This is a genomic window from Citrobacter sp. R56, assembly GCF_016811995.1.
Lineage (GTDB): Bacteria > Pseudomonadota > Gammaproteobacteria > Enterobacterales > Enterobacteriaceae > Citrobacter_D > Citrobacter_D enshiensis.
The window spans coordinates 1554403-1575767 of sequence record NZ_CP069159.1; the positions used below are offsets into that span (position 1 = coordinate 1554403).

The window sequence follows — 21365 nt, forward strand, 5'->3', positions numbered from 1 at the left end:
CGGTCAATAGTTATCAATCTTTGTCGTTTGGACTCAGCGTTACCGAAGAGAGGTAGTTCAGCAGCGCGATATCGTTCTCCACGCCCAGCTTCATCATCGCCGATTTCTTCTGGCTACTGATGGTCTTGATGCTGCGGTTTAGCTTCTTGGCAATCTCCGTCACCAGGAAACCTTCGGCGAACAGACGCAGGACTTCACTCTCTTTCGGTGACAAACGTTTGTCACCGTAACCGCTCGCGCTGATTTTTTCCAGCAGGCGAGAAACGCTTTCCGGGGTGAATTTTTTGCCCTTTTGCAGCGCGGCCAGCGCTTTTGGCAAGTCGGTAGGGGCGCCTTGTTTCAGGACGATGCCCTCAATATCGAGATCCAGCACGGCGCTCAGGATCGCCGGGTTGTTGTTCATGGTCAGAACAATGATCGACAGGCTCGGGAAATGGCGCTTGATATATTTGATCAAGGTGATCCCGTCACCGTATTTATCCCCCGGCATTGAGAGGTCGGTGATTAAAACATGCGCATCCAGTTTAGGGAGATTGTTGATCAGTGCTGTGGAGTCTTCAAATTCGCCGACAACATTCACCCACTCGATTTGTTCAAGTGATTTGCGAATACCGAACAGTACAATCGGATGGTCATCGGCAATAATTACGTTCATATTGTTCATGTATTGGGCTACCTTGCTACAGCAAGCTTTTGACGTAAGCGTCAATGTCGCTGATGTATTTTTCTATACCTGGAGCATCTTTCTCACGAATAAGATGTTCCAGCGTTTCACATAACTGCTTGCCGGGTACCAGATTAAGCATGGCAAACACCCCTTTCAGGCGGTGGGCCGTTTGGGCCAGCGCAGCAAAATCGCTGGTTTCCGCCTCAGTATACAACCTCTTAACATCATCCGGTACTGTGTCTACAAATAGCGCGTAATAACCGCTGGCATGAAGTTCGGCGTTTTCATCTCCTCCCAGAGGGGACTCTGGAATTTCTTCCTGCGCCAGTTGCTCTTCGATAAGTTGTAAGACAGCTTCCTGCATAGCATTGCTCATATTAAAGTTGACGCGCAGTTGGCCAGGGCCGATTTTTCGCACGCCTGACTCATCATCGCTTAAAAGCAAGCCCGAGGCAGTAAGATTAGACGGATTATCCGTTAAAAAGAGATCATATTCTTGACTTACCAGCCGTTCGTCCGGAGTGAGGCACGTCGCGCCCCAGTTTTCCAGCTGGCGAACCACAATGTTGCGCACGTCGTTAGAGGTGACATCAACCATCACACAAACGTCATCAAGCAGGCGCTCTTCGACTTCAGCATGCTGGTCGTGCGGCGTCATTTTAACATGGACGGTATAGCGCGTGCCGAGCGTTTCCCGCGTTTTGATATTCAAATGACCGCCGAGTTTGCGGGCTAACTGATCGCACAACCAGAAGGTGAGTGGGTTCGCTTTGCCGTAACGGTCGCCCTGCGTTTCATTAATATACGGGAAATGCAGATTATCTATTTCATTCGGCGCCACACCTTCACCGGTATCCAGAATGCGGAAGGTCAGACGTTCTTCTGCGGACTCGTCCTGATCAACTTCAAGGGTAATTTTACCGATCTGAGTCGTGGTGACGGCGTACTGGATGAGCAGCAGTAAGATCCGGCGCAGAGCGTCGCGATCGCCACGGCGCTCGTCGCTGGCGTTAAGGTGGTTATTGATCAACAGTTGTAGCCCTTTGCGCTTAATTACCGGCAGGACCTCCGGCACGACTTCGTCGATCAGCGCCTGAACAGAGAACAGTGTCGATTCACTCTTCCAGCTATCATTCTCCAGAATGTTCGCGAGTTGAATTTCATCCACCATACGTACCAGCACATCGGCCTGATTAGCCAGTTTTTGGCTGTCAGGGGTATTCAATGCGGCGGCGTTAACCGCCAGCATCCGTACCGGCTCTTTCAATGCCGCGCCGATATTCTGCATAAATGCGGCACGACCCTGCTGGTTTTTCTCATACAACCGCTGTGCCTGCTTAAGCTTCTTATTGACCAGTACCTCACGATCCTGATCGCGGATGATAAAGATCTGGGTGCGCGGCGCAATCTGGCTACGAAACAGGCGAATTTCATACAGCTCGTTATTGATGGTGGCCTGAATGATCCCCTGATGCTGTTCCGCCATGCTGGTGATGTTCTGCAAATTTAAGTGTGGCAGCAGATGATCGGCAATTTTATTGCTGATCACCGTCCGATTGGCTTCCTGGTCATGAACCAACAGACCGAGAGGCAGCAGGGAGACAATCTCTTCATTTATTGCACGCAGAATACGCAGTTCATTATTTGCCGCGGTATTGGGCGCAACCTCCGTCGAGCGACCTGGCTGGTGGCGGAAGGTGGTGTAACCAAACAACGCCAGCGCGAGCAGACCAATATTGAGCAGCAACGGCAGCAGGATATTTTGCAGCGTATCAAGCAGCAGCGTCCCGAAAGGCACCAGCCAGACCAGACGCATATCGGTTGAGTTCAGGGCTGATGAAATTTCAATTTTAGCGCTGTTAAAACTGATGCTGACGCTGTCTGGCGACTCTTTTTCATTATTATGTACGGTCGTTGGCGTGGCGTCAGGCTCAAGACGAAAGCTGTCCAGCGGCATGCCAGGTGGGATCAGATCGTTAATCGGCAGATCGAATGCGACCACGGTCGCCAGATGTCCGGGTTGGTTAAAGGTGGTGCGTAACGTGAAGTAATGCCCGTTTTGCCATGTCAGATGACGCAGAGAAGAGAAACTTTCTCTTTCATCAAGCGCGTTCGCTTGTTGCAGCATTTCCGCGCGTCGCGAGTCGACGATATTACCAATAGTCGACTCTTTAAAGCCGGACGCGAGATCTTTAAGCGGCAATGTGGAGATGAGGATTAAGCTGTTGTCCTGCCCGTTCAGGTAATACATGGACCACGGTACTGTCTCGGCACCCCACAACGTATCCAGATAGGTTGAAATACGCTGGGTCATTTCCAGCGTTGAACTGTCATGGGAGCCAAAAATGAGGGCCTCGGTCTTACGACGCGGTTTCTCCAGATAGTAGACATCTTGTTTCAGCCGCGTTTCTTGCAGACCTTCCCCTGTTGAAGGGTTAGCGGTTGCGGCGATGTTGTCATAAATTTGCCACGTTACGTAGCGCCAGGTATCGACCCGCTTATGCAGCGCGTGGGTGATATCGACAATCTGATAGCTTTTATCTTTCAACCAGGCATTCACGGCGCTTTGCACCATAACACCCATCGTCACCAACAACACAATGATCAGTAATAAGAAGAAACGGGTAATGCTTCCCGGCAGAAGGGAGAATCGGGTAGAAACCGTTGTGTCAGTCTGACGCATTCGTGTTTATGACCTGTTAACAAGGCGAAAGGAGATAGGGCAGTATAAAGGGTAATGTGTGAATTTCCAGACTCTCGCCTCTTACCGACACTGCATTTCCGTCTGCCTGAGGGATCAGCATTGCTACTGTATAAATGTGTACATCGCATGAAATGGGGTACACATATTTAGGAAAATACTGAAAAATGCAGCATTAAATAACAAGATAATATTTTTGACATTAATTCTGAGCGTGCGTGGAAGAAAACGCTGAATTTCCGTGACTCTTTTTTACGTCGTAGCACAATGTGAAGGGGAACAGTGTAAAGAAGGGTAAAAAAAAACCGAATGCAGTGCATTCGGCTGAAATAGGGGTAAACAGACATTCAGAAATGAATGACGGTAATAAATAAAGTTAATGATGATAGCGTCTTTATTTTAGTGATCGGCGAGTTTTTTGTTTTGTCATTCAGTGCTATGAATTTTCCGTATGTAACATTCTGTTTTTAAAATGAAAATTAATGCATCTTGTTAATTCGTGCTTATTTTTTGCATTTTCCGATTTAAAAAAAGTTCCACGAAATTAACATTTAGAAACATCTATGCCGATAAATGAAACATTTTAAAAGTTTTAGTATCATATTCGTGTTGGATTATTCTGTCATTTTGAGGAGAATGAAGTTGCCGACTGGTTAATGAGGGTTAACCAGTATGCAGTGGCAATAAAAAAAGCAAATAAAGGCATATAACAGAGGGTTTACAAAATGAAAGTTAAAGTACTGTCCCTCCTGGTACCGGCTCTGCTGGTAGCGGGTACCGCGAATGCGGCCGAAATTTATAACAAAGACGGCAACAAATTAGATCTGTACGGTAAAGTCGACGGTCTGCACTATTTCTCCGATGACGACCGCGTTGATGGCGATCAGACCTACATGCGTCTCGGCTTCAAAGGCGAAACCCAGGTAAATGACCAACTGACCGGTTACGGCCAGTGGGAATACCAGATTCAGGGTAACACGTCTGAAAACCAAAATGATTCCTGGACCCGTCTGGCGTTTGCCGGTCTGAAATTCGGTGATGCCGGTTCATTCGACTACGGTCGTAACTACGGTGTGGTTTACGATGTAACCTCCTGGACCGACGTTCTGCCGGAATTCGGCGGCGACACCTACGGTTCTGACAACTTCATGCAACAGCGTGGTAACGGCTTCGCGACCTACCGTAACTCTGACTTCTTCGGTATGGTTGATGGCCTGAACTTCGCTATCCAGTATCAGGGTAAAAACGGTAGCCCAAGCGGTGAAGACCAGACGAACAACGGTCGCGATGCTCTGAGACAGAACGACGAAGGTGTTGGCGGTTCTATCACTTATGATATCGGTGAAGGCTTCGGTATCGGTGCTGCGGTTTCTGGTTCTAACCGTACCTTTGATCAGAACAACTCTGGTTTTATCGGTACCGGCGATCGTGCTGAAACCTACACCGGTGGTCTGAAATATGACGCCAACAACGTTTACCTGGCTGCACAATACACCCAGACTTACAACGCGACTCGCACTGGCGATCTGGGTTGGGCTAACAAAGCACAGAACTTCGAAGTGGTTGCACAGTACCAGTTCGACTTCGGTCTGCGTCCGTCCGTTGCCTACCTGCAGTCCAAAGGTAAAGACCTGGGCCGTGGCTACGGCGATCAGGACATCGTGAAATATGTTGATGTTGGCGCGACTTACTACTTCAACAAAAACATGTCCACCTATGTTGATTACAAAATCAACCTGCTGGATGACAACCGCTTTACCAACGATGCTAAGATCAGCACCGATGACATCGTCGCTCTGGGCCTGGTTTACCAGTTCTAATTGTCGGTTTTGTCACCTAAAGGGCCTGCGGGCCCTTTTTTAATGCCTTTATTCCGGCGTACAAATAACTGTTTTTGGTGTACTCTTGCGCCCGTTCGCATGAGGATAATCACGTATGGAAATGACTTCTTTTCGGGCGGTCCTGTTGGCTGCCACGCTCTTTTTTGTGGGATGCGATAACGCCCCACAGCCAGTTAAGCCGGTTCCCGAGGCGCAGGTGCTGGAAGGTAAAACGATGGGAACCTTCTGGCGCGTCAGTGTTGTGGGCGTCGATGCCAAACGCCTCCAGGATCTACAGGTCCGGATTCAGACTCAGCTTGATGCTGACGATCAACTGCTCTCCACCTATAAAAATGATTCCGCATTAATGCGCTTTAACCAGTCGCAAAGTCTCTCGCCCTGGCCCGTCAGTGAAGCGATGGCCGATATAGTCACCTCCGCGTTGCGTATTGGCGCAAAAACGGACGGAGCGATGGACATTACCGTCGGTCCGCTGGTCAATCTGTGGGGTTTTGGCCCGGATCAACAGCCAGTGAAGATCCCCACTCAGGAACAGATTGACGTCGCAAAAGCCAAAACCGGCCTGGCGCATCTGACGGTTATTGAGCAGGCGCGCCAACAGTATCTGCAAAAAGATATCGCGGACTTGTACGTCGATCTCTCCACCGTTGGCGAGGGATATGCAGCGGATCACCTGGCATATCTGATGGAGCAGGAAGGTATCTCCCGCTATCTGGTTTCGGTTGGCGGCGCGCTGAGCAGTCGTGGCATGAATGCCGAAGGGCATCCGTGGCGGGTGGCTATCCAGAAACCGACAGACCAGGAAAATGCGGTACAGGCGATTGTCGATATCAACGGGCATGGCATCAGCACGTCCGGCAGCTATCGCAACTATTATGAGCTGGACGGTAAACGCGTCTCTCATGTTATTGATCCGCAAACCGGACGCCCTATTGAGCACAACCTGGTGTCGGTGACGGTGATCGCCCCGACGGCGCTGGAAGCCGATGGCTGGGATACAGGACTGATGGTGCTCGGCACCGAAAAAGCGAAAGAGGTGGTTCGCCGCGAAGGGCTGGCCGTTTATATGATCGTCAAAGAAGGCGACGGCTTTAAGACCTGGATGTCTCCGCAGTTCCAGGGCTTCCTCATCAGCGAGAAAAATTAAAAAGCAAGATTGCGGGTTTTCGTTCGATGGTTTGTGGACACACTAAGCACTATGCTTACCGAAGGAGTCCATGATGAAAAATGTCTTACGAGTAAACGATGATCAACGCTGGCAGTCGGTGGTGGAACGCGATCCCAATGCCGACGGCCAGTTTGTCTTTGCGGTGACGACGACGGGGATCTTCTGCCGACCTTCCTGTCGGGCGAAGCATGCCCTGCGTAAAAACGTTCGTTTTTTCGGGGATGCCGGTGAAGCGCTGAGCGCAGGATTCCGTCCCTGCAAACGTTGCCAGCCAGACAAAGAAAATGCCCATCAACAGCGGCTGGATAAAATCACCCGCGCGTGCCATTTGCTGGAACAGGATACACCCATCACATTAGAGGCACTGGCGCAGGACGTTGCCATGAGTCCGTTTCATTTACATCGTTTGTTTAAAGCAACGACGGGAATGACCCCAAAAGCGTGGCAGCAGTCGTATCGTGCCCGCCGTTTGCGCGACGCGCTGGTAAAAGGGGAGACGGTAACGCAGGCACTCCTTAACGCCGGCTATCCTGATAGCAGCAGTTACTACCGTAAAGCCGACGAAACGCTGGGCATGACGGCGAAGCAGTTTCGCAAAGGAGGCGACAAGGTGACTGTTCGCTATGCCATAGCAGACTGTACGTTGGGTCGCTGCCTGGTGGCGGAAAGTGAACGCGGGATCTGTGCGATCCTGTTAGGTGACGACGATGCCGGGCTTATCGCCGGATTGCATGAAATGTTTCCCGCCGCACGGGATGAACCTGCGGATGCGGATTTTCAGCAACGGGTACAGCAGGTGATTTACAGCATCAATGCCCGCAACACGCCGCTGGCTTTACCGCTGGACATACAGGGGACCGCATTTCAGCAACAGGTCTGGCAGGCATTACGCGCCATTCCCTGCGGTGAAACGGTCAGTTATCAGCAGGTCGCCAACGCCATCGGAAAACCGAAAGCGGTCCGTGCCGTTGCCAGCGCCTGTGGGGCAAATAAGCTGGCGATAGTGATCCCCTGTCATCGTGTGGTGCGGGGAGATGGCTCGCTTTCCGGCTATCGCTGGGGTGTGGCGCGTAAGGCGCAATTGCTCAAGCGCGAGACGCAACGTGAGGAGTCATGATGCTGGACCTGTTTGCGGACGCTGAGCCATGGCAAGAGCCGCTGGCACCAGGTGCTGTGATCCTGCGTCGTTTTGCTTTCAGTGCGGCGCAGAGACTGCTGCAGGATATTTTGGCGATTGCCAGTCAGTCACCGTTTCGCCATATGGTCACACCCGGCGGGTACACCATGTCAGTGGCGATGACCAACTGCGGCCCGCTGGGCTGGACCACCGATCAGCACGGTTATCTGTACTCGCCCGTCGACCCGTTGACGGGCGAACGTTGGCCGCCGTTGCCTGAGGCTTTCGCCAGCCTGTGCCAACAGGCAGCAACGGCGGCAGGTTACCCTGACTTTACGCCTGACGCTTGTCTTATCAACCGTTATGCGCCGGGGGCGAAGCTGTCGTTGCATCAGGATAAAGATGAGCCTGACCTGCGTGCCCCCATTGTCTCGGTTTCGCTTGGGTTGCCCGCTGTCTTCCAGTTTGGTGGCTTGCACCGCAATGACCCGTTAAAACGGCTTTTACTTGAGCATGGCGATGTTGTGGTCTGGGGCGGCGAATCCCGGTTATTTTATCATGGTATACAACCGCTTAAATCGGGTTTTCATCCGTTGACCGCCGACTGTCGCTACAATCTGACATTCCGTCAGGCGGGTAAAAGGGAATTAAAATAAGAATTATTATTGCTGTCGGCGTTGAGATGTTTAAACTGCGGGCTGTTATTACTTGTCCGGGTTGTCTGCATGGAACTTCTTCTTCTTGTCTGGCGGCAGTATCGCTGGCCATTTATCAGCGTCATGGCGCTCAGCCTCGCCAGTGCTGCGTTGGGAATCGGGCTGATTGCGTTTATCAATCAACGTCTGATCGAAACGGTCGACGTCTCGCTGATGGTATTACCGGAATTTCTCGGATTGCTGTTGTTGCTGATGGTGGTGACGCTTGGATCACAGCTGGCGCTGACCACGTTGGGACACCATTTTGTCTACCGTCTGCGCAGCGAGTTTATCAAACGCATTCTGGATACCCGCGTTGAACGCATCGAACAACTGGGCAGTGCCTCGTTGCTCGCAGGCTTAACCAGCGACATCCGCAACATCACCATTGCGTTTGTGCGCCTGCCTGAACTGGTGCAGGGTATCATCCTGACCCTCGGCTCTGCCGCCTACCTCGCCATGCTCTCAACCAAAATGTTGCTGGTCACCGCAATCTGGGTGGCGGTAACCATCTGGGGCGGATTCGTGCTGGTGGCGCGGGTTTACCGGCATATGGCGACGCTGCGCGAAACGGAAGACAAACTGTATAACGACTATCAGACCGTGCTGGAAGGGCGTAAAGAACTGACCCTGAACCGTGAGCGCGCGGAACATATTTTTAATCAGTTGTATGTGCCGGATGCCAAAGAGTACCGTCATCACATTATTCGCGCTGACACCTTCCATCTTAGTGCCGTCAACTGGTCGAATATCATGATGTTGGGGGCGATTGGCCTGGTCTTCTGGATGGCAAACAGCCTCGGTTGGGCAGACACTAACGTGGCCGCAACCTACTCTCTGACGCTGCTTTTCCTGCGTACGCCGCTGTTATCTGCGGTGGGGGCGCTCCCGACCTTGCTCACCGCTCAGGTGGCGTTCAATAAGCTCAATAAATTTTCTCTGGCGCCGTTTAAAGCCGAATTCCCACGCCCCAAAGCATTCCCGAACTGGAAAACGCTGGAGTTGCGTAATGTCATGTTCCACTACCAGGACAACGCGTTTTCGGTGGGGCCGGTCAATCTGACCATTCATCGTGGGGAGTTGCTGTTCCTGATTGGCGGTAACGGGAGCGGAAAATCAACGCTGGCGATGTTGTTGACCGGGTTATACCAACCGCAATCCGGCGAAATTCTGCTGGATGGCGAAGCGGTCCCGGTGGATAAACCTGAAGACTATCGTAAGCTCTTTTCCGCCGTATTTACCGATGTCTGGCTGTTTGATCAGTTGTTGGGGCCGGAAGGAAAACCTGCCGATCCCGCGCTGGTTCAGAAGTGGCTCGAGCACCTGAAAATGGCGCACAAACTCGAGTTAAGCGATGGGCGTATTCTGAACCTGAAGCTGTCAAAAGGGCAGAAAAAACGCGTGGCGCTGCTGCTGGCGCTGGCGGAAGAGCGTGACATCATCCTGCTGGATGAGTGGGCCGCCGATCAGGATCCGCATTTCCGCCGCGAATTCTACCAGGTGCTGCTGCCGCTAATGCAGGAAATGGGAAAAACCATTTTTGCCATCAGCCACGATGATCACTACTTTATTCACGCCGACCGTCTGCTCGAAATGCGCAATGGACAGCTTAGCGAGCTGGTGGGTGATGAGCGTGATGCCGCGTCACGCGATGCGGTAGCGCGTACCGCCTGACCTCCCAGGCCCGAGGACGCTACGCGTATCGGGCCGTCGATCCCCTACATAACGCCGATTTTTTATCCAACCACGTTGACCGTTTATTGTTATTTACATTTTTGGGGGCCATCCTTACTGGCATTCCATAATCTGGATTTATAACTAATGACCGTAACAACGAAAAATACTGCCAGGCAACGTGATGAAGAGCGTGCCCGCCTCATCTGGTTGCTGACCACCGATAAAGCCGTTATTTCCACCCTGTTAGGCAAACTCACCCTGGCTGAGCAATATGACGTCGGTACGTTATCCGACGATATTGCTGAGGTAGGGGCGTTGGTCGCTCACCTGCCGCCTGCCGATCTCGCCGATACCCTGGAAGCATTGCCTTCCGAAGAGCGTCACGCGCTGTGGCGGCTGGTTGAAAGTGAAAAACGCGGCAAAGTGTTGATTGAAGCCTCAGAAAACGTCTGGGACGATTTGATTGATGAAATGACCGACCGTGCGCTGCTGGATGCGCTGCAGTATCTCGATATCGATGAACAGATTTATCTGGTGCAGCATTTGCCGCGTAATCTCACCGGGCGGCTGCTGGCGACCTTGCCGCCGGAAGAACGCGCCCGCGTGCGTCAGGTTATGCACTACGAGAAAAATCGCGTTGGCGCGATCATGGAATTCGAAGTCATTACGGTGCGCCCGGACGTGACCTTAGAAGTGGTGCAGCGCTATTTACGCCGTTTGGGAAAAATGCCGGAAAACACCGATAAACTCTTTGTTATCAATCGGAAAAAAACGCTTGTCGGCGAGCTGACATTAACCTGTATTTTGCTCAACGATGCGCAGAAAAAGGTGAGTGAGGTCATGGATGATGACCCCATGACCTTCGCCCCGGAAGACAAAGCCGAGAACGCGGCGCGTACCTTCGAACGTGACAACCTGGTCAGCGCCGCGGTGGTGGATACGTCCGGTAAGTTAATGGGCCGCTTAACCATCGATGAAATTGTCGATGTGGTGTATGAAGAAACGGATACCGATTTGCGGCGCATGGGGGGATTAAGCGCGGAGGAAGACGTCTTTGCCCCGGTCACGAAAGCGGTGAAAACCCGCTGGGCGTGGCTGGCGATCAATCTGTGTACTGCGTTTATCGCCTCCCGCGTGATTGATGGTTTTGAACACACCATTTCGCAACTGGTCGCGCTGGCCTCTCTGATGCCGATTGTCGCCGGGATCGGGGGGAATACCGGGAATCAGACCATCACCATGATCGTGCGGGCGCTGGCGTTGCAGCATATTCAGCCGGGGAATTTAACCTTCCTGATCCTGCGCGAGATGGGCGTCGCGTTGATCAATGGCCTGGTCTGGGGCGGGATCATGGGGGGCGTGACCTGGTGGCTGTATGACGATATGGCGCTGGGGGCGGTGATGACCTTAGCCATGGTGCTCAATCTGCTGGTCGCCGCGTTGATGGGGGTCATCATACCCATGACGATGCTGAAGTTTGGCCGCGATCCGGCGGTGGGCTCCAGCGTGATGATCACGGCGCTAACGGACACTGGTGGCTTCTTCATTTTTCTTGGCCTGGCGACGATTTTCCTCCTTTAGGTTGATAAACATTCAAATAATCAACAATAACTTTAAAATTTTAATATAATTTATAAACAATATTTAAATTTTATGACTTAAATGTTAACGTTAATGCCGATTGATTTTCACCTGCGAAAAGCAAAAGCGATACTCAAAGTAAGGCATTAACATGATGAAAAAAGCGACGGCCATGCTCTTCACCCTGGCCGTGGGGCTGAATGTTGTCTCTGTGGCAGCACAAGCGAAAGCGACCGAAGAGCAAGAGACGGATGTACTGTTGATTGGCGGCGGCATTATGAGCGCCACCCTGGGGACGTACCTACAAGAGCTGGAGCCGGAATGGTCAATGACCATGGTCGAGCGACTGGATGGCGTTGCGCAGGAGAGCTCAAACGGCTGGAACAACGCCGGGACAGGCCACTCCGCACTCATGGAGCTGAACTACACGCCGAAGAAAGCCGATGGCTCCATCAGCATTGAAAAAGCCGTCGACATCAACGAATCCTTCCAGATTTCTCGCCAGTTCTGGGCGCATCAGGTCAACAGCGGTGTACTCCACGATCCGCGTTCCTTTATCACGACCGTTCCGCACATGAGCTTCGTCTGGGGCGACGAGAACGTGAACTTCCTGCGCGCCCGCTATGCAGCGCTCCAGCAGAGCACCCTGTTCCGTGGTATGCGTTACTCCGAAGATCACGCGCAGATCAAAGAGTGGGCACCGCTGGTAATGGAAGGGCGCGATCCGAAACAGAAAGTAGCCGCCACGCGTACTGAAATTGGTACTGACGTGAACTACGGTGAAATTACCCGTCAGATGATCGCCTCTTTACAGAAAAAACCAAACTTTGCGCTGCAAGTGAACACGGAAGTTCGTGGCTTTAAGCGTAACGCGGATAACTCCTGGACTGTGACCGTTGCCGATTTGAAAAACGGTGAAGCAGAGCACGACATCAAAGCGAAGTTTGTCTTTATCGGCGCGGGTGGTGCGGCGCTGAAACTGATGCAAGAGTCCGGTATTCCGGAAGCCGATGGCTATGCCGGATTCCCGGTGGGCGGTCAGTTCCTCGTCTCGGATAACCCGGATGTGGTGAATCGCCACCTGGCGAAAGTGTACGGTCAGGCTTCAGTAGGCGCACCGCCGATGTCCGTACCTCATATCGATACCCGTGTTCTGGACGGCAAACGTGTCGTGCTGTTTGGGCCATTTGCGACCTTCTCGACCAAATTCCTGAAAAACGGTTCGCTGTGGGATCTGATGAGTTCAACCACGACATCGAACTTTATGCCGATGGTTAACGTGGGGCTGGACAACTTTGATCTGGTGAAATACTTGATGAGCCAGGTCATGCTAAGTGATGACGACCGTTTTGAGGCGCTGAAAGAGTACTATCCGCAGGCGAAGAAAGAAGACTGGCGTCTGTGGCAGGCGGGTCAGCGCGTGCAGATCATCAAGCGTGATGCAGACAAAGGCGGCGTATTGCGTCTGGGCACCGAAGTGGTAAGCGACAAAGACGGTACCATTGCGGCACTGCTGGGCGCGTCACCGGGTGCATCAACAGCGGCACCGATCATGCTGCATCTGATGGAAAAAGTGTTTAAGGATAAAGTCGCCAGTCCGCAATGGCAGGCGAAGCTGAAAACGATTGTGCCGTCATACGGAACAAAACTGAACGGTAACGTTGAGGCGACGGAACAAGAGTTGCAGTACACCAGCGAAGTGCTGGGTCTGAAATATGACAAGCCGCAGGTGGCGGACGCTGCGCCACAACCGCAACTGAAACCTCAGGCTCAGCCAGAGCGTAAAGAAGTCGCGGATATCGCGCTGTAAAATAAAAAAACCTGCCTCGGCAGGTTTTTTTTATCTCTGAGAAAAACGTATTAACGCGCTACAGCGTTCTGAACGTTTTCGTCCGCTTTCCAGATACGGTATTTCACTTCCACGTTTTCAGGGGTATAGACCACGATAGGCAGTTTGCTGTTGTAGCGCAGCATCCCGGCATCACCCAAATAGGCGGTGACGAATTTTTTCTCTTTCTTGCCTTCCGGGCAGGCCATCATGGTTGAAGCTGGGCCCGTGACTTTGTCGACGACGTAGTAGTTGTAGCCCCAGCCTTCCAGGGTTTTGCTTTCCAGTTGGCCGCCAAGACGATGTTGGTTGCAATCCACTTCCAGCGTTTGACCAATCAGCAGTTCTACTTTGAGGGTAGATTCATCTTGTTCAGGCGTGAGTTGGATAACCTGACGTTTCATGCCTTTCTCGGCCTTCGGATACGGCGCGACTTTTTCCAGCGGCTGAGAATTCGTCTCTTGCGTGGTTGCCAATGCAGAAGTACTGGCGAAAGCGGCCAACAGTACCGCAGGAACGAGGGTCTTCATTTTATTGTTCACACTATTTCCTTTTTCTCGCTTATGAACGATTTCGCGCAGCGTAACACATTCACAATTCTTATTAATCTAAATTTACTTATATTTTAAGTGTATTGATGAGTGGTTTATTCATAATCCAGATTTATATGCTGATATGAATAATTTAAATAAGATAAATCTCTGTTTTTGTGTTTGCGGCTGGTGGTTGAAAGATAACCTACTGAAATGTGAGCAAAAGCACATTACCTCACGGCAATCCGACACTCTTTTGATCCGGCAACAGCATTTACCCCCATCGGGGTATGCACCTCGATCACATCCTGAAATATCGTACACCTAAAAATAACGACTCATAAAAAATGCGGTTTTTATTGTCGTTCACTCTCCTGAGTCAGCGTCGTTATGGAAGGACAATGTCATGGTTGATTTATCCCGTCGCGGCATATTGACAGGCGCCTGGCGCAAAGCCAGCAACGGGATCTGTCCGCCGTGGAGCGGGGAAGTCTCACACTTTCTGGCACATTGTATCCGTTGTGACGCCTGCATTCAGGCATGTGAGAACGGCATCCTGCAGCGAGGCCAGGGCGGCTACCCGAGCGTAAATTTCAAACAGGGCGAGTGCAGCTTTTGTTATGCCTGCGCGCAAGCCTGTACCGAATCTCTTTTTCTTCCGCGCCACACCAGGGCCTGGGATCTGAATTTTACCCTTGGGCAAGATTGCCTGGCATATCAGTCTGTTGAGTGTCATCGCTGTCAGGATAGCTGTGAACCTATGGCTATCACATTTCGCCCCACGCTGTCGGGCATTTATCAACCGCAACTTAACAATCAGGCATGCAGTGGATGCGGGGCGTGTGTCGCCAGCTGCCCGGTGTCAGCCATTAATGCGGAGTACAACCATGCACACTAACTGGCAGGTTTGTAGCCTGGTCGTTCAGGCGAAAAGCCAGCATATCACCGATATCAGCGCGCAATTACAGCAGTTTTCTGGCTGTGAAGTCGCCCTCAGCGATGTGGAAAGCGGTCAGCTGATCGTGGTGGTAGAAGCAGAACACAGCGAAACGCTGATGCAAACAATTGAGTCGGTACGCAACGTTGCGGGCGTGCTGGCGGTGTCGCTGGTTTATCACCAGCAGGATGAGCAAGGTGAGGAAACACCATGAAACTCAGTCGTCGTAGCTTTATGAAAGCTAACGCCGTTGCGGCCGCTGCGGCGGCTGCCGGGCTAAGCGTGCCGGGCGTTGCCCGCGCCGTGGTCGGTCAGCAGGAAGCCATCAAGTGGGACAAAGCGCCGTGCCGTTTTTGCGGAACGGGCTGCGGCGTGCTGGTGGGGACTCAGCAGGGGCGCGTTGTCGCGTGTCAGGGCGATCCTGAAGCGCCAGTTAACCGTGGGCTTAACTGCATCAAGGGTTACTTTCTGCCGAAAATCATGTACGGAAAAGACCGTTTAACGCAGCCGATGCTGCGTATGAAAGACGGCAAGTACAATAAAGAAGGCGAGTTTACCCCGATTAGCTGGGACCAGGCCTTTGACATCATGGAAGAGAAATTCAAAACCTCTCTGAAAGAGAAAGGGCCAGAAGCGATAGGCATGTTTGGTTCCGGTCAGTGGACCGTCTGGGAAGGTTACGCGGCGGCGAAACTGTTCAAAGCTGGTTTCCGTTCCAACAACATCGATCCGAACGCGCGCCACTGCATGGCGTCGGCGGTGGTGGGCTTTATGCGCACCTTCGGTATGGATGAGCCGATGGGCTGCTATGATGACATCGAACAGGCCGACGCGTTTGTGCTTTGGGGTGCCAATATGGCGGAGATGCACCCGATTTTGTGGTCGCGCATTACCAACCGTCGTTTGTCTGATCCCAATGTGAGCGTGGCCGTGCTCTCCACCTTCCAGCATCGTAGTTTTGAGCTGGCCGATAACGGTATGGTGTTCACACCGCAAACCGATCTGGTGATCCTCAACTACATCGCGAATTACATTATTCAGAACGACGCCATTAATCAGGATTTCTTCAGCAAACACGTCAACCTGCGCAAAGGGGCGACGGACATCGGCTATGGTTTACGTCCAACCCATCCGCTGGAGAAAGCGGCGAAAAACCCGGGTTCCGACGCCTCTGAGCCGATTAGCTTCGACGAGTACAAAGCGTTCGTCGCGGAGTATACGCTGGAAAAAACCGCTGAAATGACCGGCGTGCCGAAAGATCAGCTGGAACAGCTGGCGCAGCTGTATGCCGATCCGAAGAAGAAAGTCATCTCCTACTGGACGATGGGCTTTAACCAGCACACGCGCGGCGTGTGGGCCAACAACCTGGTCTACAACCTGCACCTGCTGACCGGTAAAATTTCGCAACCTGGCTGCGGTCCGTTCTCTCTGACCGGTCAGCCTTCCGCCTGTGGTACCGCCCGTGAAGTGGGGACCTTCTCCCACCGTCTGCCTGCGGATATGGTGGTGACCAATGAGAAGCACCGTGACATCTGTGAGAAACACTGGCAGATCCCAGCGGGCACTATTCCGGCCAAAATCGGTTTGCACGCGGTGGCGCAGGACCGTGCGCTGAAAGACGGCAAGCTGAACGTCTACTGGACGATGTGTACCAACAACATGCAGGCCGGACCGAACATCAACGAAGAGCGTATGCCGGGCTGGCGCGATCCGCGCAACTTCATCATCGTCTCCGATCCTTACCCAACCGTCAGCGCGCTGGCTGCCGACCTGATCCTGCCGACGGCGATGTGGGTTGAAAAAGAAGGGGCTTATGGCAACGCCGAGCGCCGTACCCAGTTCTGGCGTCAGCAGATTAAAGCGCCGGGTGAAGCGAAATCTGACCTGTGGCAACTGGTACAGTTCGCACGCCGTTTCAAAACTGAAGAGGTCTGGCCGGAAGCGCTGCTGGCGCAGAAACCGGAACTGCGGGGTAAAACGTTGTATGACGTGCTGTTCGCCACCCCTGCGGTAAGCAAATTCCCACTGACAGAACTGGCGGAAGATCAACTCAACGATGAATCCCGCGAGCTGGGTTTCTACCTGCAAAAAGGGTTGTTTGAAGAGTACGCCTGGTTTGGTCGCGGACACGGTCACGATCTCGCCCCGTTCGATGATTATCACAAAGCACGCGGTATACGCTGGCCGGTAGTCGACGGGAAAGAGACGCTGTGGCGTTACAGCGAAGGCCACGATCCGTATGTGAAAGCGGGTGAAGGCTACAAGTTTTACGGCAAGCCGGATGGCAAAGCGGTGATCTTCGCGCTGCCGTTTGAACCCGCAGCGGAAGCACCGGATAAAGAGTACGACCTGTGGCTTTCTACCGGTCGTGTGCTGGAACACTGGCACACCGGCAGTATGACGCGTCGTGTGCCTGAGCTGCACCGTGCGTTCCCGGAGTCGGTGCTGTTCATTCATCCGCTGGATGCGAAAGCCCGTGATCTGCGCCGTGGCGACAAAGTGAAAGTCGTCTCCCGTCGTGGTGAGGTGATTTCGATTGTCGAAACGCGTGGACGTAACCGTCCGCCGCAGGGACTGGTGTATATGCCGTTCTTCGATGCCGCACAGTTGGTGAATAACCTGACGCTGGATGCGACGGATCCTCTCTCTAAAGAGACGGATTTCAAGAAGTGCGCAGTGAAACTGGCGAAGGTGTAATAGGGTATGTCCCGGTCAGCGAAATCGCAAAATGGCCGCCGTCGCTTTCTGCGCGATATGGTTCGCGCAGCGGGCGGGCTGGCTGCTGTTGGCGTGGTGCTGGGGTTACAGCAGCAAACCGCACGCGCAACGGGTGTGCGGTTGCGACCGCCTGGCGCCATCGCTGAAAACGCATTTGCCAGCGCCTGTGTTCGGTGCGGGCAGTGCGTTCAGGCGTGTCCGTATGACACGCTAAAACTGGCGACGCTGGCCTCCGGGCTTGCCGCCGGGACGCCCTATTTCGTCGCCCGCGATATCCCCTGTGAAATGTGTGAAGACATTCCGTGCGCCAAAGTGTGCCCGAGTGGGGCACTGGACCGGGAGATTCGCTCAATTGATGATTCCCGCATGGGGCTGGCGGTATTGCTGGACCAGGAGAATTGCCTCAACTTTCAGGGATTGCGTTGCGACGTCTGCTATCGCGAATGCCCGAAAATCGATGAGGCGATCACCCTGGAACTGGAGCGCAATATGCGCACAGGCAAGCATGCGCGTTTCCTTCCTACCGTTCACAGCGACGCCTGCACAGGCTGCGGTAAGTGCGAAAAAGTCTGTGTCCTGGAGCAACCGGCAATAAAAGTATTGCCGCTGTCGCTGGCGAAAGGGGAGTTGGGTCACCACTACCGCTTCGGCTGGCTGGAGGGGAACGATGGCAAATCGTAAACGTGATGCCGGGCGTGAATCCCGGGTGAAAAAAGGCTGGTGGCGCAGCCATCGCTGGTTGGTTTTTCGTCGCGTAAGTCAACTGCTGGTGCTGGGAATGTTTCTGAGCGGCCCGTGGTTGGGGGTGTGGATCCTCCACGGTAACTACAGCAGCAGTTTGCTGTTCGACGCCATCCCGTTGACCGACCCGCTGATAGCCCTGCAAAGTCTGGCCAGTGGACATTTACCGGCCACGGTAGCGCTGACCGGGGCGGTGATCATCACGGTGCTGTATGCCCTTGCGGGAAAGCGATTATTTTGCAGTTGGGTCTGCCCTCTGAACCCCGTTACCGATTTAGCTAACGGGCTACGCAGAAGGTTTGACCTGAATCAGTCCGCGAGCCTCCCTCGTCATATACGGTACGTTCTTCTGGTTGTGGTGCTGGTCGGATCGGCCCTGACAGGAACGCTACTGTGGGAATGGATTAACCCGGTTTCTCTGCTGGGACGAAGCCTGGTGATGGGATTTGGTAGTGGCGCACTGCTGATTATCGCTCTGTTTTTATTTGATTTACTGGTCGTTGAACACGGCTGGTGCGGGCATCTCTGCCCTTTAGGCGCACTGTATGGCGTGCTGGGAAGCAAAGGTGCGCTGACCGTTGCGGCGAAAGACAGACAGAAATGTAACCGCTGTATGGATTGTTTTCATGTTTGCCCGGAACCGCATGTGCTACGTGCGCCGGTGCTGGATGAGCAAAGCCCGGTGCAGGTCACCAGCCGCGACTGCATGACCTGCGGTCGTTGCGTGGATGTCTGTTCTGAGGACGTTTTTACAATAACAACACGATGGAGTTCGGGAGCGAAATCATGAAAAGCCATGACCTGATTAAAGCGCTGTGTCAGTGGACGGCCGGGCTGGCCCTGGTGGTCAGTAGTGCGGTTTGGGCAGCAAACGGAGTAGATCTGAGCCAGTCGCCAGAAGTGTCTGGGACGCAGGAAGGGGCGATTCGTATGCCTAAAGAGCAGGAGCGCCTGCCGCTGAACTATGTCAATCAGCCCCCTATGGTTCCACACAGCGTGGATGGGTATCAGGTAACCACCAACACCAACCGCTGTCTGCAATGTCACGGTGTGGAAAGCTATCGCACCACGGGGGCGCCGCGTATCAGCCCGACGCACTTTATGGATAGCGACGGCAAAGTATCAGGTGAAGTCGCGCCGCGCCGCTATTTCTGTTTGCAGTGCCACGTACCGCAGGCAGACGCAGCGCCGATTGTTGAAAACACGTTTACGCCCTCGAAAGGTTACGGGAAATAAGAGGTCATTATGGAAAATTCTAACCGTAAACCGGGTGTCATTAAGCGCGTCTGGCAATGGTGGCGTCGACCCAGCCGCCTGGCGCTGGGCACGTTACTGTTAATCGGTTTTGTCGGCGGCATTATTTTCTGGGGCGGTTTCAACACCGGTATGGAAAAAGCCAACACCGAAGAGTTCTGCATTAGCTGCCACGAAATGCGTAATACGGTTTATCAGGAGTATATGGAAACCGTACACTACAACAACCGCAGCGGCGTGCGGGCAACGTGTCCTGATTGCCACGTCCCACACGAGTGGGGCCCGAAAATGATCCGTAAGATCAAAGCCAGTAAAGAGCTGTATGCCAAGGCATTTGGTCTTATCGACACCCCACAGAAGTTTGAAGATCATCGTCTGACCATGGCGCAAAATGAGTGGCGGCGGATGAAAGACAACAACTCGCAAGAGTGTCGCAATTGCCACAACTTCGAGTTTATGGATTTAACGGCCCAGAAAGGCGTCGCAGCTAAAATGCACGACCAGGCCGTGAAAGAAGGGCAAACCTGTATCGATTGTCACAAAGGTATAGCGCATAAACTCCCGGATATGCGCGACGTTAAACCAGGCTTTTAACAGGATGTTGATGAGTGGGAATACTTGAAGCCAGAGAACTCCTCTGCGAGCGAGACGACAGAATATTGTTCAGCGGACTGTCGTTTCGCGTGAAGGCCGGAGAATGGGTACAAATTACCGGAGGCAACGGTGCAGGGAAAACCACGCTCCTGCGCTTGCTTACCGGGCTGGCTCGCCCTGATGCCGGGGAGGTCTACTGGCAAGAGCAACCATTACGCAACGTGCGGGACAGCTATCATCAGGATCTGCTGTGGATCGGACATCAGCCGGGGATCAAAACCCGGCTTTCGGCGTTGGAAAACCTGCGTTTTTTTCATCAGGATGGCGATGTCGCACAGTGCCTGGAAGCTCTCGCGCAGGCCGGACTGGCTGGCTACGAAGACATTCCCGTTAATCAACTTTCTGCCGGACAGCAGCGCCGCGTCGCGCTGGCGCGTCTCTGGCTCACCCGGGCCAAACTCTGGATCCTCGACGAACCTTTTACCGCCATCGATGTGAACGGCGTGGAACGCCTGACGCAGCGGATGGCGCATCATACTGACCAGGGTGGGATTGTGATTCTGACCACCCATCAGCCGATGAATGTCGACACCGACAGGATCCGCCGTATTGCGCTGACCGGTGAGAGGGTAGGGCAATGATGTGGCGAATTTTCCGTCTCGAACTGCGGGTTGCGTTCCGTCATAGTGCGGAAATTGCCAATCCATTATGGTTCTTTCTGATCGTTATCACCCTGTTCCCGTTAAGTATTGGCCCTGAGCCGCAGCTTTTGGCGCGCATTGCGCCTGGCATTATCTGGGTGGCTGCGTTGCTCTCTTCGCTGTTGGCGCTGGAGCGCTTATTCCGCGACGACTTACAGGATGGCAGCCTTGAACAGCTGATGTTGCTGCCATTGCCATTACCGGCGGTGGTGCTGGCCAAAGTGATGGCGCACTGGATGGTGACGGGACTTCCGTTGCTGATCCTCTCCCCCCTGGTGGCGTTGCTGTTGGGAATGGACATCTACGGCTGGAAAATCATGGCGCTGACGTTACTGCTGGGGACGCCGACGCTGAGCTTTCTCGGCGCACCGGGGGTGGGGCTGACGGTAGGACTCAAGCGCGGCGGCGTGCTGCTGAGCGTGCTGGTGCTGCCGCTGACGATCCCATTATTAATTTTTGCAACCGCCGCGATGGATGCGGCATCCATGCATTTGCCTGTTGAGGGATACATGGCGATCCTCGGCGCGCTGCTGGCAGGCAGTGCGACGTTAAGTCCTTTTGCGACGGCGGCAGCGTTACGCATCAGTATGCAGTAACGCGGTTTTTATCTGT

General features: G+C 53.3%; 19 protein-coding genes. 16 read left to right on the forward strand and 3 right to left on the reverse strand.

The genetic code is table 11. The features are described 5' to 3' along the window. Positions 1-13: 13 nt before the first annotated feature. Together rcsB and rcsD are read right to left on the reverse strand one after the other, a co-directional pair. Entirely contained in the window at positions 14-664 is a 651-nt protein-coding gene (gene rcsB, locus JM656_RS07400; RefSeq protein WP_203360610.1) for a response regulator transcription factor RcsB, read from the reverse strand. Positions 665-680: 16 nt separating this feature from the next. After that, positions 681-3350 (reverse strand): phosphotransferase RcsD, encoded by a 2670-nt coding sequence (rcsD, locus tag JM656_RS07405; RefSeq protein ID WP_203360611.1) that lies wholly within the window; start codon positions 3348-3350, stop codon positions 681-683. A 743-nt stretch (positions 3351-4093) separates the two neighbouring features. On the opposite strand from rcsD, the gene JM656_RS07410 reads away from it, so the two are divergent. From JM656_RS07410 to mqo, 7 genes are all read left to right on the forward strand, one after another. Beyond that, on the forward strand, positions 4094-5188 hold the full coding sequence (locus JM656_RS07410; protein WP_203360612.1) for a porin OmpC: 1095 nt from the start codon (positions 4094-4096) through the stop codon (positions 5186-5188). A 115-nt stretch (positions 5189-5303) separates the two neighbouring features. Next, entirely contained in the window at positions 5304-6356 is a 1053-nt protein-coding gene (apbE, locus tag JM656_RS07415) for an FAD:protein FMN transferase ApbE (protein ID WP_203360613.1), read from the forward strand. Between the two features lie 73 nt (positions 6357-6429). After that, positions 6430-7494 carry a bifunctional DNA-binding transcriptional regulator/O6-methylguanine-DNA methyltransferase Ada gene (ada, locus tag JM656_RS07420; protein WP_203361233.1) on the forward strand — a complete coding sequence of 355 codons (1065 nt, stop codon included), beginning with the start codon at positions 6430-6432 and terminating at the stop codon, positions 7492-7494. Continuing rightward, a complete protein-coding gene (gene alkB, locus JM656_RS07425; protein WP_203361234.1) occupies positions 7494-8150 on the forward strand; it encodes a DNA oxidative demethylase AlkB in 657 nt (218 codons plus the stop codon). The genes ada and alkB overlap by 1 nt, the downstream gene beginning before the upstream one ends. A 69-nt stretch (positions 8151-8219) precedes the next feature. Then, on the forward strand, positions 8220-9863 hold the full coding sequence (locus tag JM656_RS07430; RefSeq protein ID WP_203360614.1) for a multidrug ABC transporter permease/ATP-binding protein: 1644 nt from the start codon (positions 8220-8222) through the stop codon (positions 9861-9863). A 147-nt stretch (positions 9864-10010) separates the two neighbouring features. Next, positions 10011-11447, forward strand: a complete 1437-nt coding sequence (gene mgtE, locus JM656_RS07435) for a magnesium transporter (RefSeq protein ID WP_203360615.1) — start codon at positions 10011-10013, stop codon at positions 11445-11447. 154 nt (positions 11448-11601) lie between these two features. After that, entirely contained in the window at positions 11602-13257 is a 1656-nt protein-coding gene (mqo, locus tag JM656_RS07440; protein WP_203361235.1) for a malate dehydrogenase (quinone), read from the forward strand. A gap of 50 nt (positions 13258-13307) precedes the next feature. On the opposite strand, the gene eco is transcribed toward mqo, so the two are convergent. After that, positions 13308-13805 carry a serine protease inhibitor ecotin gene (gene eco, locus JM656_RS07445; protein ID WP_203361236.1) on the reverse strand — a complete coding sequence of 166 codons (498 nt, stop codon included), beginning with the start codon at positions 13803-13805 and terminating at the stop codon, positions 13308-13310. A gap of 409 nt (positions 13806-14214) precedes the next feature. On the opposite strand from eco, the gene napF reads away from it, so the two are divergent. From napF to ccmB, 9 genes are read left to right on the forward strand one after another with little or no spacing between them, the layout of a single operon-like run. Further along, positions 14215-14706, forward strand: a complete 492-nt coding sequence (gene napF, locus JM656_RS07450) for a ferredoxin-type protein NapF (protein ID WP_203360616.1) — start codon at positions 14215-14217, stop codon at positions 14704-14706. Next, complete coding sequence (napD, locus tag JM656_RS07455) at positions 14696-14959, forward strand: chaperone NapD (protein ID WP_162379194.1); 264 nt, start codon at positions 14696-14698, stop codon at positions 14957-14959. Before napF ends, napD begins: the two co-directional genes overlap by 11 nt. Beyond that, positions 14956-17442: a nitrate reductase catalytic subunit NapA gene (napA, locus tag JM656_RS07460; protein WP_203360617.1), complete on the forward strand. Its 2487-nt coding sequence runs from the start codon at positions 14956-14958 to the stop codon at positions 17440-17442. Before napD ends, napA begins: the two co-directional genes overlap by 4 nt. A 6-nt stretch (positions 17443-17448) precedes the next feature. Next, complete coding sequence (napG, locus tag JM656_RS07465) at positions 17449-18144, forward strand: ferredoxin-type protein NapG (RefSeq protein WP_203360618.1); 696 nt, start codon at positions 17449-17451, stop codon at positions 18142-18144. Continuing rightward, the gene (gene napH / locus JM656_RS07470; RefSeq protein WP_203360619.1) at positions 18131-18994 is read left to right on the forward strand and encodes a quinol dehydrogenase ferredoxin subunit NapH; all 864 of its coding nucleotides are present in this window, start codon (positions 18131-18133) and stop codon (positions 18992-18994) included. Before napG ends, napH begins: the two co-directional genes overlap by 14 nt. Beyond that, positions 18991-19440, forward strand: coding sequence for a nitrate reductase cytochrome c-type subunit (napB, locus tag JM656_RS07475; protein WP_192612842.1), 450 nt, complete (start codon positions 18991-18993; stop codon positions 19438-19440). The genes napH and napB overlap by 4 nt, the downstream gene beginning before the upstream one ends. Before the next feature lie 9 nt (positions 19441-19449). Then, on the forward strand, positions 19450-20052 hold the full coding sequence (gene napC, locus JM656_RS07480) for a cytochrome c-type protein NapC (RefSeq protein WP_192612841.1): 603 nt from the start codon (positions 19450-19452) through the stop codon (positions 20050-20052). A 14-nt stretch (positions 20053-20066) separates the two neighbouring features. Continuing rightward, positions 20067-20693 carry a cytochrome c biogenesis heme-transporting ATPase CcmA gene (gene ccmA, locus JM656_RS07485; RefSeq protein ID WP_238929205.1) on the forward strand — a complete coding sequence of 209 codons (627 nt, stop codon included), beginning with the start codon at positions 20067-20069 and terminating at the stop codon, positions 20691-20693. Then, positions 20690-21349: a heme exporter protein CcmB gene (gene ccmB / locus JM656_RS07490; RefSeq protein ID WP_192612840.1), complete on the forward strand. Its 660-nt coding sequence runs from the start codon at positions 20690-20692 to the stop codon at positions 21347-21349. Before ccmA ends, ccmB begins: the two co-directional genes overlap by 4 nt. Positions 21350-21365: the final 16 nt, after the last annotated feature.